This is a genomic window from Exiguobacterium sp. s132, assembly GCF_018617235.1.
GTDB lineage: Bacteria > Bacillota > Bacilli > Exiguobacteriales > Exiguobacteriaceae > Exiguobacterium > Exiguobacterium profundum.
This window is the reverse complement of record NZ_JACSJU010000002.1, coordinates 34,427-47,500: the sequence shown is the minus strand read 5'-3', so window position 1 is coordinate 47,500 and position 13,074 is coordinate 34,427. Positions and strand designations below refer to the sequence as shown.

The 13,074-nt window shown below is 45.8% G+C and carries 17 protein-coding genes; 3 read left to right on the top strand and 14 right to left on the bottom strand.

Translation table 11 applies throughout. The features are described 5' to 3' along the window. Positions 1-76: 76 nt before the first annotated feature. Positions 77-709 carry an HNH endonuclease family protein gene (locus KNO78_RS10875; RefSeq protein ID WP_074035207.1) on the top strand — a complete coding sequence of 211 codons (633 nt, stop codon included), beginning with the start codon at positions 77-79 and terminating at the stop codon, positions 707-709. 20 nt (positions 710-729) lie between these two features. Beyond that, complete coding sequence (locus tag KNO78_RS10870) at positions 730-972, top strand: hypothetical protein (RefSeq protein WP_031424128.1); 243 nt, start codon at positions 730-732, stop codon at positions 970-972. A gap of 227 nt (positions 973-1,199) precedes the next feature. On the opposite strand, the gene KNO78_RS10865 is transcribed toward KNO78_RS10870, so the two are convergent. The 10 genes from KNO78_RS10865 to KNO78_RS10820 form a co-directional block, all read right to left on the bottom strand. After that, a complete protein-coding gene (locus KNO78_RS10865; RefSeq protein ID WP_214691411.1) occupies positions 1,200-1,871 on the bottom strand; it encodes a DUF3600 domain-containing protein in 672 nt (223 codons plus the stop codon). Next, positions 1,861-2,382, bottom strand: coding sequence for a sigma-70 family RNA polymerase sigma factor (locus KNO78_RS10860; protein WP_214691412.1), 522 nt, complete (start codon positions 2,380-2,382; stop codon positions 1,861-1,863). The genes KNO78_RS10865 and KNO78_RS10860 overlap by 11 nt, the downstream gene beginning before the upstream one ends. Before the next feature lie 97 nt (positions 2,383-2,479). Further along, entirely contained in the window at positions 2,480-2,977 is a 498-nt protein-coding gene (locus tag KNO78_RS10855) for a peptide-methionine (S)-S-oxide reductase (RefSeq protein ID WP_214691429.1), read from the bottom strand. A 5-nt stretch (positions 2,978-2,982) separates the two neighbouring features. Further along, positions 2,983-3,918, bottom strand: coding sequence for a hypothetical protein (locus KNO78_RS10850; RefSeq protein WP_214691413.1), 936 nt, complete (start codon positions 3,916-3,918; stop codon positions 2,983-2,985). A gap of 21 nt (positions 3,919-3,939) precedes the next feature. Further along, positions 3,940-5,391: an MBOAT family O-acyltransferase gene (locus KNO78_RS10845; protein WP_214691414.1), complete on the bottom strand. Its 1,452-nt coding sequence runs from the start codon at positions 5,389-5,391 to the stop codon at positions 3,940-3,942. 49 nt (positions 5,392-5,440) lie between these two features. Further along, positions 5,441-6,847: an AMP-binding protein gene (locus KNO78_RS10840; RefSeq protein WP_214691415.1), complete on the bottom strand. Its 1,407-nt coding sequence runs from the start codon at positions 6,845-6,847 to the stop codon at positions 5,441-5,443. Then, positions 6,844-7,089: an acyl carrier protein gene (locus KNO78_RS10835; protein WP_015880247.1), complete on the bottom strand. Its 246-nt coding sequence runs from the start codon at positions 7,087-7,089 to the stop codon at positions 6,844-6,846. Before KNO78_RS10835 ends, KNO78_RS10840 begins: the two co-directional genes overlap by 4 nt. A gap of 172 nt (positions 7,090-7,261) precedes the next feature. Continuing rightward, positions 7,262-7,816, bottom strand: coding sequence for a GNAT family N-acetyltransferase (locus KNO78_RS10830; RefSeq protein ID WP_214691416.1), 555 nt, complete (start codon positions 7,814-7,816; stop codon positions 7,262-7,264). A 36-nt stretch (positions 7,817-7,852) separates the two neighbouring features. Then, positions 7,853-8,455: a DUF4230 domain-containing protein gene (locus KNO78_RS10825; RefSeq protein WP_214691417.1), complete on the bottom strand. Its 603-nt coding sequence runs from the start codon at positions 8,453-8,455 to the stop codon at positions 7,853-7,855. A gap of 239 nt (positions 8,456-8,694) precedes the next feature. Then, the gene (locus KNO78_RS10820) at positions 8,695-9,237 is read right to left on the bottom strand and encodes a TetR/AcrR family transcriptional regulator (RefSeq protein WP_214691418.1); all 543 of its coding nucleotides are present in this window, start codon (positions 9,235-9,237) and stop codon (positions 8,695-8,697) included. A gap of 175 nt (positions 9,238-9,412) precedes the next feature. Here KNO78_RS10820 and KNO78_RS10815 point away from each other — a divergent pair, with 175 nt between their 5' ends. After that, positions 9,413-9,991: an NAD(P)H-dependent oxidoreductase gene (locus tag KNO78_RS10815; RefSeq protein ID WP_159563200.1), complete on the top strand. Its 579-nt coding sequence runs from the start codon at positions 9,413-9,415 to the stop codon at positions 9,989-9,991. A 207-nt stretch (positions 9,992-10,198) separates the two neighbouring features. Here the strand turns inward: KNO78_RS10815 and rlmH are convergent, their stop codons facing one another. The 4 genes from rlmH to KNO78_RS10795 form a co-directional block, all read right to left on the bottom strand. Beyond that, on the bottom strand, positions 10,199-10,678 hold the full coding sequence (rlmH, locus tag KNO78_RS10810; RefSeq protein ID WP_074034007.1) for a 23S rRNA (pseudouridine(1915)-N(3))-methyltransferase RlmH: 480 nt from the start codon (positions 10,676-10,678) through the stop codon (positions 10,199-10,201). A gap of 83 nt (positions 10,679-10,761) precedes the next feature. Next, on the bottom strand, positions 10,762-10,923 hold the full coding sequence (locus KNO78_RS10805; RefSeq protein ID WP_015880243.1) for a CxxH/CxxC protein: 162 nt from the start codon (positions 10,921-10,923) through the stop codon (positions 10,762-10,764). Positions 10,924-10,960: 37 nt separating this feature from the next. Then, a complete protein-coding gene (locus KNO78_RS10800) occupies positions 10,961-12,220 on the bottom strand; it encodes a S1C family serine protease (RefSeq protein ID WP_214691419.1) in 1,260 nt (419 codons plus the stop codon). 51 nt (positions 12,221-12,271) lie between these two features. Then, the gene (locus KNO78_RS10795) at positions 12,272-13,063 is read right to left on the bottom strand and encodes an MBL fold metallo-hydrolase (RefSeq protein WP_015880241.1); all 792 of its coding nucleotides are present in this window, start codon (positions 13,061-13,063) and stop codon (positions 12,272-12,274) included. Positions 13,064-13,074 lie beyond the last annotated feature (11 nt).

The window sequence follows — 13,074 nt, the reverse complement described above, 5'->3', positions numbered from 1 at the left end:
CTCACTAGTTGTTTGATGAAAGGTTGCCCACTTGCTCGACAAGTGTTCATTCCAAATACATAGTAGGAGGCTTTTTATGTTAAAAAAACTCATGTCTGTCGCACTTGTCGCCTTGCTCGTCTGGATTTCCGCATCGTTTGACGCGACACCAGTCTCTGCTTTCCCACCGAACATCCCATCGAAAGCGGACGCGCTCACGAAACTGAATGCCCTCACTGTCAAAAATGAAGGGTCGATGACGGGGTATAGTCGTGACCTCTTCCCGCACTGGTCGAGTCAAGGAAGCGGTTGTAACACGCGTCACATCGTCTTGAAACGAGACGCTGACTCGGTCGTCGACGAATGTCCGGTTGCGACTGGCTCATGGTACAGTTACTATGACGGAATCACGTTCACCTCAGCCTCTGACATTGATATCGACCACGTCGTTCCGCTCGCTGAAGCATGGCGCTCTGGCGCAAGCAGCTGGACGACGACAAAACGTCAAAGCTTTGCGAACGACTTGAACGGTCCTCAATTGATTGCGGTGTCCGCTTCATCGAACCGCTCAAAAGGAGACCAAGATCCGTCGACATGGCAACCCCCTCGCACCGGCGCTCGCTGTGCGTATGCGAAGATGTGGGTCGAAACGAAGAGTCGTTGGGGCTTGAGCCTTCAATCAGCAGAGAAGTCAGCACTCACGACAGCCATCAATGCTTGCAGTTACTGAGTTAGAAAAGGAGTCTTCGAATGAACGAAATCACTTCGATCTTTAAGGCAACCCACGGTGTCATGACGGAAGAAGTCGGTGTCATCAGTGGTGAGTTGGAACTGACGACGGCGTGTCAGGAAGATGGTTCCTTGACACTCCACATCACGTACGTCGGAGCGAAAGATGTATATACGCTCCCCGGCAGTCCCTATCAGCTTCATGACCCGAACGATCATACTGTCATCCATCAGATGCTCGTGAATGTTCTCGAACGGACGTAAAAAGAAGGAGTCCATCACTCGATTTGAGTGACCGACTCCTTCTTTTACTTTTTCATCATTTTTACAATGGATCGGATGACAAGATATGTCACGCCGAAGACGAACGCCACTAAAAGAAGACTTGCACCACCAATGATTCCGAATGTGAACATGTTTGTACCTCTTTTTCATTTTCTGAATGAGAACATGATGAAGATAACATATTTTCCCATCCTTATGAACCATGACTAGTTTTGTTGTTGCTTCCGATTGACCTCTCGAATAATCGCGAGTGCCTCTTCATAAGACTGTCGCAACTCATCCGGCATGTCTTCGACATACTCCCCAGCACGTACTCGAATCGATTCTTCTCGCATAAGCGCTTCGATATATGCGTCATATTCGTCAGCAGTCAACACATCACGTGCAGCAGGCTGATCGTTCAATTGATCGAAGTATGGCTGAAGATCAGCAAGTGCCTGCTTCACTTCCGCTCGTTCCGCCTTCGGAATCGCTTCATAATCGACATTTCCGTTCGTATTTCCATAAGCGATTCGCGTATCCGTGAAGATGCTCAGACCTCGCTCGAACTCATTATATTCTGCCTCACCCAATACTCCTTTCGCTTGATTCAATTTGGCGTCCAATAACAAGTATTTCTCTAAAGTAGCACTGACGATATGTACTTTCATCTCGTCAAACGAACCGTATAACTCATCCGCCAAGAGGGATTGATAAGCGAATGCACCAGTCGGGATGAGTAGTGCCGCTGCGATTCCGACCGTCATCAACCGCCGACGGATAAATCCTGGTTCCCGGCGCATTTCTTGTTTCGCTCGCTTCACACCTTGGCGCCCCCGCTCCCGTAGCTCACCCGGAATTTCGATGTCTGCCAACACTCGCTTCATCTCACGATCCATAGCAATCAGCCTCCTTCCATTCTCGTCTCAATTTATCGACGGCCCGATACAAGGTTGTCTTCACCGTACCAATCGGCCATTCTAATAAATCTGAGATTTGTTGAAACGTGTAGTCCTGATAATATTTCAGCACGACCACACTGCGTTCATCCTCATGAAGAGAATCCATCATATCAGCGAGTGTCATCGTTATCGCGTAATCCGTTTCCGCAATTCCGATTGACTCTTCAAACTCCTTCTTCAATTGAATCACATTTTGTCTCTTCTTCATGACATCGAGCGCACAGTTGATGGTGATCTTCATCAACCACGTCTTCAAAAATTGTGGTTCCCGTAACGTTCTGATCTTTTTAAATGCTTGATAAGCGACTTCTTGCACAACGTCGAGCGCATCGTCCGGATTTTTGACGTACACGTAGGCCATCCGATATAGGTCGGCCTCGTAATGCTGAAAGATCTTTAAGAAAGCCTGATCATTACCTCGTTGCGCTTTCTGAATGAGACGTTTCATCGAACGTCCCCCCTTTTCGTTTTTTCCCTTACACTCATTAGACATGAAACGCGTCCATTTAGCTTTACTCATTTGGGAAAAAATGAAAAAAAGCATCTCAGAAGAGACGCTTTGATGATGACACGTTCTGATATTTTGTTAATAAGTCTTTCGGAATATGGCAATAATCATCCGGACAACGCGTCAGGCGGTCCTGATGCTCGTCCGCACTTCGCACATAGTTTGTGAGCGGCTTGACTTCAACAGCAATCCGCTTCGCATCCGAGCGTCGATCAATGAATGCCTGCGCCTCCATCACATGTTGTGACTCCTCACTGTAGACACCCGTTCGATACTTCTCTCCGACATCGATTCCTTGTTGGTTGATGCTGTATGGGTCGATGATTTCAAATAAATAGCCCATCAAATCATTGACCGTCACCACGTCCGGATCGAACGTCGTTTTGACGCACTCCGCGTATCCGTCATATTCCCCGTCCAACGTGTCCGTCGTTCCGTTCGCACGTCCCGCTTCAGTTGAAAGGACGCCAGGTAATGTCCTCACAAATTTTTGAACGCCCCATAGACATCCGCCCGCTAAATAGATTGTTTCGATTGGAATCACTCCCGTTCCATATTATCATCTTCATCTTGAATATACCCCAACCGCTTCAAATCTTCATAAACAAGCGTAGACAATAACGTTCGCCCGTCCCCATTCAAATGGTCCGGGTTATGGAAGAAGGATTGTTTGTGAATGAACCGTTCATCCCCCATGTAATTGAGGAAAGGAACATCTAAATCCAGCTTCTCTAGGTGCTGAAACACGAGACGTTCCATGATCGCTTCGTCAAAATACGCATGATACGATGAATGGACCGGCTCTATCGCTAAGACGACGCGATAGCCTTGCTTCTTGCAATAATCGATGATGTCTTGTAAATATGCCATATTCTCTTCAATCTCGTGATTGTTCACGGCATTCTCATATTGGGCGGCGACTTCCTCATACTTACGCTCGGAATAGTTCAGCCCCCCATTCTCCCATGGCTTATGCGCATCGAAGCGAAAATCTCGGATTTCCCGGGAAATGGCGGCGTACGCGCTCCCACTGTTCAATGCAGGGAAGCGTTCGTGTGTATAGTAGTTGAACCAACTGACCGACTCCAAGTCTTCCCGTTCCAAGACGCGATAGTAGTTTTCTTTCCGACCGACGTTCGAATTGCTGAAGGTGATTTGTGATAACGACACAATCACGACCCCACCTGGCTTCAGATGTTCATCGTATTCTTTTAACATCTTCAAGTCATATTCGATTGGCTGACTCGGTAACGCCAAATCCAGATGCGATAATCCAAGCGACTTGAATGAATACCCGTACATCGCATGGGACGTCCCCAAATTGATGATGTCGACCGGGTGAGGGTCTTCCTTGAAGGCAAGGACAGCTCGGTTATTATTATATTCCCACGACTCTTTCACGAACTCGTTGACGGGAATGAAGATTGCGATGATGACGAGTAATACGACACCTATTTTGATTCCTAAACGCTTCATGCTAATTCCTTTCCATCCATCTTAGAACCCACCGTATACAAATCCTTGGCTCGACACGCCAAATAAGAACGCTGAGATAATCAAGAACAAGTTGATGGCCACACTCGTCACGGCAGACTGACGTGCCATCCAATCCCAAGCCGAACCTCTCGTCCGCTCGATATGTTGGAACAGATGAACGACGACAAAGACGACGAGGAAGATGATCAAATCGAGCAATGAGAAGATTTGAATCGCCTGCAACATGCCTGACGGTGCCCATGAAGAAGGCGTCACGTACAGTTTGGCATGCGAGAACGCCTCCGCCATGGAGTGCGACTGGAAGAAGACACGTGAGAAACAGACGAGCTGGAACGTGATGGCGATTTTCCACCACCGATGCAGTGTCGGCACACGGTCAAATCCGACCCATGACGCCATTTTTTCACGTTGTTGTTTCGTATGATCTCCGAAGACGCGATAGATTCCATGAATGAGTCCCCATAAGACGAAGTTCCATGCGGCTCCGTGCCAAATTCCACTTACTAAAAATGTCGCAAGGATGGCACCATAAATTTGTTCGCGTTTCTTCTTTCCTTTCGCGAGTGGCATGAAGATATAATCCCGTAGCCACATCGAAAGCGTGATATGCCAGCGGTTCCAGAAGTCGGCAATCGATACGGCGAAGTGCGGTTGCTTGAAGTTTTCCGATAAGCGAATCCCGAGTAAGCGTGCACAGCCGATCGCGATGTCACTGCATGCCGAGAAGTCCGCGAACAGTTGAATCGAGAACAACATCGTCGCGAGCACAATCTCCGAACCGGTCGGGTCCGGGCTATTGAACACACTCGCGACAATCGGGGCCAACCGATCGGCAATCAATGTCTTCTTGAAGAATCCCCAAATGATGCGCTGGATGCCGTAGCTGATGTTGTCATAGTCAAGATGTTGCTCCGTCTTCAACTGCGGCAACAGTTTTTTCGCCCGCTCAATCGGACCTGCCACAAGTTGTGGGAAGAAGGCGAAATAAACCGAGAAATAGCCATAATGACGCTCCGCCTTCTGCTTCCCGCGCGAGACGTCCACGACGTAACTGATGGCCTGGAACGTATAAAAGGAAATCGCCAACGGTAAGACGATTTCTCTATACGGGACATCATAATCAAATCCGCTCCATGTAGCAAATGAACGGAGCGAATCATTGACGAAATTAAAATATTTGAACCAGCCGAGGAAGAAGACGAGCACCGAGACACCGACCCACATGAGCCGTTTTTTCTGCTCCTTCTTCTCCTGTTTCTCAATCAGAATTCCAATCACATAGGTGAAAGCGGTACTGATCAGCAGGAGCGGGATGAATTGAACGCTCAACGTGGCGTAAAAGACATAGCTCGCCAACAAAAGGAGCACCCAACGATATCGATGTGGAACCATATAGTACGTTCCAACGATGAGTGTTAAAAATAAGAGAAATTCAATCGAAATAAAAGTCATATTTACCACCTGATGTTATGAAACTTGATGATATACCGATTCCTGACAATCAGGTGGTCACAAGTTCTCGCTTCGGCAATGCGGCATAACGAATCTTCCCGAACGCATTACGCGGAATCTCGTCAATCTGCATCACCCGAACACCTTTCACCTTGATTTGTTCTTTGATGATTTTTTGAATGCGTGCAACGTCATCTTGTAACGTATACACGTATAACTGGTCGTCTTCCCCGGCACAGACGGAGTCATGTCCATGCTCTCGAAGGAGCGCCTCGACTTCGTCTAGGCTGATTCGACTGCCATACAGTTTGATCATGCGCTTGATTCGGCCGACGATAAAGAAGTATCCATCCTCGTCACGATACGCCATGTCACCTGTTCGTAAAACACCGTGATTGTCATCACCTTTTGAAAGGTCCGCTAACGAGGTCGCATACCCAAACGACACGTTGTCGCCTTGATACACCAGTTCGCCCGTCACATTCGCATCTTTGATGTCGTTCCCGGCTTCATCTCGTAACGAGAGCGTTCCACCAGGGATGGCAATTCCGATGCTACCGGCTTTTTTCGCATGCATCCGATCCGGTAAATACGACATCCGGGCCGTCGCCTCCGTCTGACCGTACATGATGAAAAATTGAATTCCTTTTTCTTCACATACCGTTGAGAAGTGCTGCGCAAGCTTCGGATCTAACTTGCCACCGGCTTGCGTCAACTTCTTCAGGCTTGGGAGGTCGTACGTCTCAAACTTCAATCGTTTCAACATCTCATAATGAAACGGGACCCCACCAAACGTGGTTGCCTTCTCGGCACGACATAGCTCCCAAAACTCCTTTTGAACGATTGAGCGGTCTGTCAGGATGAGGGTCGCTCCTTTTAACAGATGACTGTTGATGATGGAGAGTCCATACGAATAGTTCATCGGAAGTGTCGTGATTGGTTTATCCGTTTGATCGATGTCGAGATAGTCGATGATGGATGAAGCGTTCGCCATCAGATTTTTGTATGTGAGGCGAACAAGTTTCGGACTCCCTGTACTACCGGAAGTTGTCAACAGAAGGGCAAGCTCCTCATGAAGTTGGTGGCGAACCGATGTTTCGTTTTCAAATAGGGCGTAGCCGCCATAAGCATAGAAAGAATCTAGCGACTCAGCCAAATCCTCCCTCGTCTCCGGAGCCCAGACGTGAGTCGGTTGATACCGTTCCATCAACTTCTGTAATTGTTCTACTGGAATATCTGCATCGAGCAAGACCGGGACGACTCGTCCACGGAGAAAGCCGATATATGCGAAGAGCGACTCGACTCGGTTAGCACATAAACAGAAGACGAGCGACCGTTCGCCGACTTCCTGACAAATCGAGTCCCCGACTTCCATCATCTCTTTATATGAATAAGAGCGGTCCGCATAGACCGCCTCACGATTCGTGTACTGCTCGAGTGTTTGAAAAAGCGTCATGACTGGATGTCCACACCGAGACGTTGCAACAACGCGATACCAGACTGATACGAATGGAACTCTGTCATTTCATCCGAGTCGATATACACGTCAAACGCATCCTCGATTTCAGCGATGAGGGTCATATGTCCAATCGAATCCCACTCCGTTGATTCCCCGAGCTTCATCTCTTCAAGGACCACATCGTCCTCTAGTTCCAATCCATTTCGAAATGCCATATTATATGCTTCAAGCGTGCTCATTGTATTCATCCTTTCACATTCACTCAACCTTATTCGATTCTATCTAATATTATCGACTGATAATGATAATCATTTGCCTTGTGATTCTATCACAATTTTTCGAAATCCTCAATTCTTCGTAGGAGGAAAAGCTTGGAGTTGAGCGATTTTATGCATGAAAAAGACCACATCGTTATGATGCAGTCTCAGGAGATGATAAAACATATTCGAGTTGTAAGTCGAGTGGTTCTGCCTCGTAGACTTCTGGCACGATTTCTTCGGCTAACGTACATCCCATCGATTTGTAGAAATGATACGTATCAACGGCCGGATTCGCCCCGATGTATAGTTTTTTCGCACTCCGTTCGATTGCTGCCTGACAGACACGTTCAAATAATCGCATCCCGATTCCCTGACCTCGGCAAGGACGACTCACATGAATGAAACCCAAATTCAAATACTGGCCTTCCGTTCCGAGCGGTTGTCCGTTCAGTCCGGCAAAGCCGAGTAACGTTTCACCATTTCGGATTGCAACAACAACTCCGCCACGATCGATGTAGTAGTTGAGAATCTCGATGACCTGTTTCTTTTTCGCATCGTCCCATTCATCAATATAGTACTCGTCTTTTTGATAAAGCTCACCATTTGAATCCACGGCATAGATGCGATGCGTTTCCTGAAAACGTTCGAAGGTGTTTAGAAAGTTTGGATCTAGTCGATTTGTTAGGAGGTGAGTCGTAGCGTTCATCGTAGTCTCCTTGTGGTATAAAAAATTTGTAAACGATTATTTGAACTCGATTGCCACCGTTTCATAACCGCTATTCTTTAAAAACTCTGTCAAGAACGCTTCAATGCGCTCGTCTGCCTCTGTCAGCAAACCTTGATCAATCTTAGTCTTTTCCATTTTTGCCTTCTCTTTATTGATTTCATCAAAAATCAATTGCGAGGGGTAGTCAGAAAAAAGTGTCCCTTTTACATCTGTCACTACAGCATCATCTGTATTCGCTACGTTGTCTAAAATGGTTGAGTGAGGTACAGTGACGTTCAACTGCTCAGTCGTGTCATTGTAAGAGACCTCCATGTTAGAGAGGTCCGTACCCGCCTTGAGGTATCCTGAGTATTCAATCAGCTTGATTGCTTCCGCTAGTTTGACATCTTTTAATCCGATCAACGATACGGATCTCGTGTTTCGACTGACAATGACGTTGCTGTATTCATATTTTAACGTTGTCAACTCCGTCAATTCGACGAGTCGATCTTTGACGAGCGATACATCAGCCTGTTGATTAGTTGAAAATACACCTGGCTTGATCACTACAATCGCAATGACACCAATCAAGACGAGTGTGAGTAAAACGAATGAGACTCTCCCAATCATTCTTTTCATAATCAATCTCCTTTTCATGTATTCAAGTACCTTCTAAAATTATGTAATGAACCCTTCATATACATATTATACCTAATTTAATTCCATAAATTTAATTTTTATTCAATTAAATTAGTTTTTCAAATAAAAAAGTAGATGGTTTGAGACCCACCTACTCACCATTTAGTATTATTCGTCGCCAAATGCTTTTTTAGTTCCGTAATCACGCTTAGAGTCCGAGCAAATTTCGTAAACAATGTTCATCGTATAAACTCTTTAAAAATATTACTTAACTCTTGTGGAGTTTCTTTCATGCCGGTCTTCATCCACCTTTTCACAATACTTGCTAATGAATCCGCGTATACCGCATTCGCATATACTTCTGCTTTTTCAGATACATTGCAATTCTCATAAATTTGAAAATCTGTACAAAGTAAATCGAAATGTTCCTCAAAGCGATTCAAAATCGGAAGTAAATCATTTTCTTTTAAGAGATTTAAAAACTCGATGTTGTCACTCCATATTTCAAAATACAACGTATCGAAATCAAGTTGCTCCTGTTTCGCTTCTGTTGAGGCAAGTTGAATCCTCTGTCGAAATATATGATACATATGATAGGTTAGTACATCTTCTTTCGTATCAAAGTGAGCATAAAATGTATTTCGCGCCAATCCCGCAGTTTTAGTAAGTTCTGATATGGTGATATTCGTAAAATTCGTTCGATGCATTAATTCCAACATAGTATTCACTAAAAGATTGATTGATCTCTTAGAATTCATATTTATAGGTTGTTGCTTTAGCATAAGTACTCCTTAATTTGTACAAAATGAGAGATTTGTATAAATACCTCTCTACTTATTGACCTAGCGTCTACACTAACATTATATTGCAGATATATTATTTGAGCAATTGTTCAAATAAAAGCATATGCTCAAATTAAAGGTTATTTAAATTCTAAAAATAGTAGGAGGGTTACCTATGAAAACAACAATCATTCTTGCTCATCCATGGCATGGTAGTTTCAATAAATCTATTATGGATACAACAATTGAACAGTTAGTCCGTCGGAAAAAAGATTACCAAATCATTGATTTAAATAAGGATCAATTTAATCCTGTCTTAAGTGAATCTGACTTATCTCTTTATTCGCAAGGTCAATCCCGAGATCCCTTAGTGAATCAATATCAGGAGATGCTAAGCGACAGTGATGAATTAGTTTTTATCTTCCCTGTTTGGTGGTTTGATGTTCCTGCTATTTTGAAAGGGTTTCTTGACAAGGTCATGTTAAAAAATTTTGCCTATGTAGAGGAATCTACTGGATTGAAAGGATTACTTACTCATATTAAAAAAACTACCGTCATTTCTACTTCGGAAGTGCCAACGTGGTATTTAAAATTTTTGGCCGGGAATCCCATTGAAGGAACTCTTATTCGTAGAACATTCAAAGGGATTGGACTTAAAAATGTGAAATGGTTGAATAGTCCGTTTACGAGTAGTGGGAAAGATCATCGAAGAAAAAGATTTTTAGATAGAGTAGCGAAGCGTATTTCAGTGTAATCTACAGTGCACAACCAAACTTTTGTGATTCATATATCATCCATGACCTCAAATTTTGTATTAAAAGCCAGTAGCAACATAAATTTGAGGTCCAACTTAGATGATTTTCATGAATAGTCACGTTCTTCACTTTTGTCAAATTCATTTGCTTCACGTAAATAACAATGAGAAGAGAGTTCGTTAATATCTATACCTCAGAAATAACGTTTATTTGTGATACGGCTCATTCCGATTAATCCGATATGCCCGATATATCTGTTCACACAATACGAGCTTCATGAGTTGGTGAGGGAACGTCATCTTCGAGAACGAGATTGTATCGTCCGCTCGCTTCATCACATCGTCCGACAGACCGAGCGATCCCCCGATGACGAAGGCGATTTTACTCTTTCCATACGTCGCGAGTTGATCGAGTTCACGGGCGAACTCTTCACTCGTCCGCTGCTTTCCTTGAATCGCCAAGGCGATGACGTGCGTATCTGGAGATATCTTCGCCAAAATCCGCTCGCCTTCCTTTTGTTTTACTAGTAACATATCTGCCTCACTCAAATGCTCGGGTGCTTTTTCGTCTGAGACCTCGATTTCCTGCACTTTTGCGTAGGCAGACAGCCGCTTTGTATACTCGGCAATTCCTTGCTTTAAATATTTTTCTTTCAGTTTGCCGACCGTGATAATTGAAATATTCATCCAATTCTTCCTTTTTCCACAGTTTTTTTGGAGTTATCCATAGGGTTATCCACAGAGTTATCCACAAATCCACATGTTGATAATTAGTTTTTGCTTGACACAATATATGTTGCATCGGCTTCACAGAACTCACATGTCACGTGTTCACTTGTGGATAATTCCTCTAGCAACGGGTATTCACCTGTTTCATCCACAATGATGTCTAAAGCGATTTCAACATGTTCCTTGCATACTTTTTTTTCCACAGTTTTTCCTCCTTAAAAAAGAAGCGTCGCCGCTTCTTTATGTTGCTTCAGTTAATGTCGCCTCGGTTTTTCTTGCTTCCCCGCGACGTAAATACTCAATGGTAATCGTATCACCGACCGTCGCATCACGATAGAGCGCATCGCGTAAATCGACGTATCGTTTGATCTCCCGGTCTCCGATTTTCGTGATGACATCTCCAACACGCAGTCCCGCTTCTTCAGCCGGACTACCCGGTGTCACTTCTTCGACGAAGACACCGTCTTCCTGGTCGAAGGAGATTCCATACTCTTCTCGGATGTTTCCGGGTACAGCGATGACTTCCTGAATCGTGACACCGAGCTGTGCCCGCGTCACCTTGCCGTCGCGTTCTAACATGTCAATGACCGGTAGCGCCACGTTGACGGGAATGGAGAATCCAACCCCTTCTACGCTCGCCTCGGCGATTTTCATCGAATTGATTCCGACGAGCTCTCCACGAATGTTGATGAGCGCACCACCCGAATTCCCCGGGTTGATGGCCGCATCCGTCTGAATGACTTCCGCGTTATAATCCATCAAGCCGTCGCTGTTCGTATCGACCGGCACCGTCCGCTCGACACCACTGACGATACCACGCGTAACCGAGTTTGAGAAGACACCAAGCGGATTTCCGATGGCCATGACGGTCTCGCCAGCTTGGAGAACGGTGGAGTCACCGAGAACAATCGGCTCCACATCGATGTTTTTTGGTAACTCGACCTCAGCGACAGCCAAGTCGTTGAGCGGGTCTTCGCCTAAAATGGTTGCCGATGCGATTTGACCATCGGAAAAGGCGATGTTGACCTCGTCCGCTTCTTCGATGACATGGAAGTTCGTGACGATATAGGCCGTGTTTCCTTCTACTTTATAGATGACACCGGATCCGGCACCCGCCTCCCATTGCGAGTCCGAGGTGAACGCACGCTGGATATTGGTGATGCTGACGACGGACGTCTTCGCCCCAAGGACAGCGGTCGTGACGTCCGATTCGGTGACGGTGACGGCCTGTTCGGTTCGCGTCAGTTCATTCGTCACAAAACGAGAGGTCGGCGAATCCCAGAGCATCACGATGACAAAAAACAAAGCCGCTCCTAAGAATCCGCCAACCCCTCCGAGTAACAACGGTTTTATATTTGGTCTCGGCTTATGGCGTACGTGCTCCTCTTGCTTCGGTCGCCATTCGCTCCGAGACGGATACGTCGATTTCTCTTCTGTTGCTTCGTGTACTTCAGGTTCGACGTCTTGAGGTTCATACTCATGGTGTCTCTCTTCGTTCACGACGCGTCCCCCCTTCAAGACAGTGTGATAACTGTCTTTTCCCAAGTTTCCTTATAAAGAAACGAGTGAAGTGGGGATTGTCGGGTCCGTGTCGCACAATTTGATTCGACCTAAGTCGACGTCTCGCATGCCGAGTGTTTGTGAGACGCTCATCTGTGCGAGCTCTTTCATGTTGTTGTCTTTACTTAAATGGGCCAAATAGATCCGTTTCGTGCGGTCACCGATGACCTCACTCATCGCGATGGCTGCATCCTCGTTCGAGACGTGGCCATAGTCGCCGAGGATTCGTCGTTTGACACTCCATGGATAACGCCCCATCTGCAACATCGAGACGTCATGGTTCGACTCAAAGATGAAGTCGTCCGCTCCACGGATGATCCCTTTCATCCGGTCCGAGACATAACCCGTGTCGGTGATATGGGCTAATCGTTTCCCGTCATGGGCAAACTGATAAAACATCGGGTCTGCCGCATCATGGCTCACGTTGAACGTCTCGATTTCAATATCCCCGAACTGTTTCACATCTCCGACTTCGATTTGAAACTTCAAGGCAGGATCAATCTTTCCAATCAGTGATTCCATCGCCGCCCATGTCTTCGCATTCGCATAAATCGGTAAATTATACTTACGTGCTAATATCCCGACACCTTTAATATGGTCGGAGTGCTCATGGGTGACGAGCAGTGCGTCGATTCCGTCAAATGACCGACCGATGGCTTCGATGCGCTGTTGCATCGCTTTTCCGGTCAATCCGGCATCGACGAGCAGCTTCGTCCGTTCCGTCTCGATATAGAGGGCGTTTCCGGTCGACCCGCTCGCTAACACACTATACTGTAAAGTCACGCAATCACTCC

Bases quoted from the DNA above. Each gene is read 5' to 3' on its own strand.
- KNO78_RS10840 (WP_214691415.1), bottom strand. From the start codon at position 6,847: ATGACGCTTTTTCAAACACTCGAGCAGTACACGAATCGTGAGGCGGTC.
- rlmH (WP_074034007.1), bottom strand. From the start codon at position 10,678: ATGAATATTTCAATTATCACGGTCGGCAAACTGAAAGAAAAATATTTA.
- KNO78_RS10870 (WP_031424128.1), top strand. From the start codon at position 730: ATGAACGAAATCACTTCGATCTTTAAGGCAACCCACGGTGTCATGACG.
- KNO78_RS10860 (WP_214691412.1), bottom strand. From the start codon at position 2,382: ATGAAACGTCTCATTCAGAAAGCGCAACGAGGTAATGATCAGGCTTTC.
- KNO78_RS10825 (WP_214691417.1), bottom strand. From the start codon at position 8,455: ATGAAAAGAATGATTGGGAGAGTCTCATTCGTTTTACTCACACTCGTC.
- KNO78_RS10865 (WP_214691411.1), bottom strand. From the start codon at position 1,871: ATGGATCGTGAGATGAAGCGAGTGTTGGCAGACATCGAAATTCCGGGT.
- KNO78_RS10815 (WP_159563200.1), top strand. From the start codon at position 9,413: ATGAAAACAACAATCATTCTTGCTCATCCATGGCATGGTAGTTTCAAT.
- KNO78_RS10845 (WP_214691414.1), bottom strand. From the start codon at position 5,391: ATGACTTTTATTTCGATTGAATTTCTCTTATTTTTAACACTCATCGTT.
- KNO78_RS10830 (WP_214691416.1), bottom strand. From the start codon at position 7,816: ATGAACGCTACGACTCACCTCCTAACAAATCGACTAGATCCAAACTTT.
- KNO78_RS10875 (WP_074035207.1), top strand. From the start codon at position 77: ATGTTAAAAAAACTCATGTCTGTCGCACTTGTCGCCTTGCTCGTCTGG.
- KNO78_RS10835 (WP_015880247.1), bottom strand. From the start codon at position 7,089: ATGAGCACGCTTGAAGCATATAATATGGCATTTCGAAATGGATTGGAA.
- KNO78_RS10820 (WP_214691418.1), bottom strand. From the start codon at position 9,237: ATGCTAAAGCAACAACCTATAAATATGAATTCTAAGAGATCAATCAAT.
- KNO78_RS10850 (WP_214691413.1), bottom strand. From the start codon at position 3,918: ATGAAGCGTTTAGGAATCAAAATAGGTGTCGTATTACTCGTCATCATC.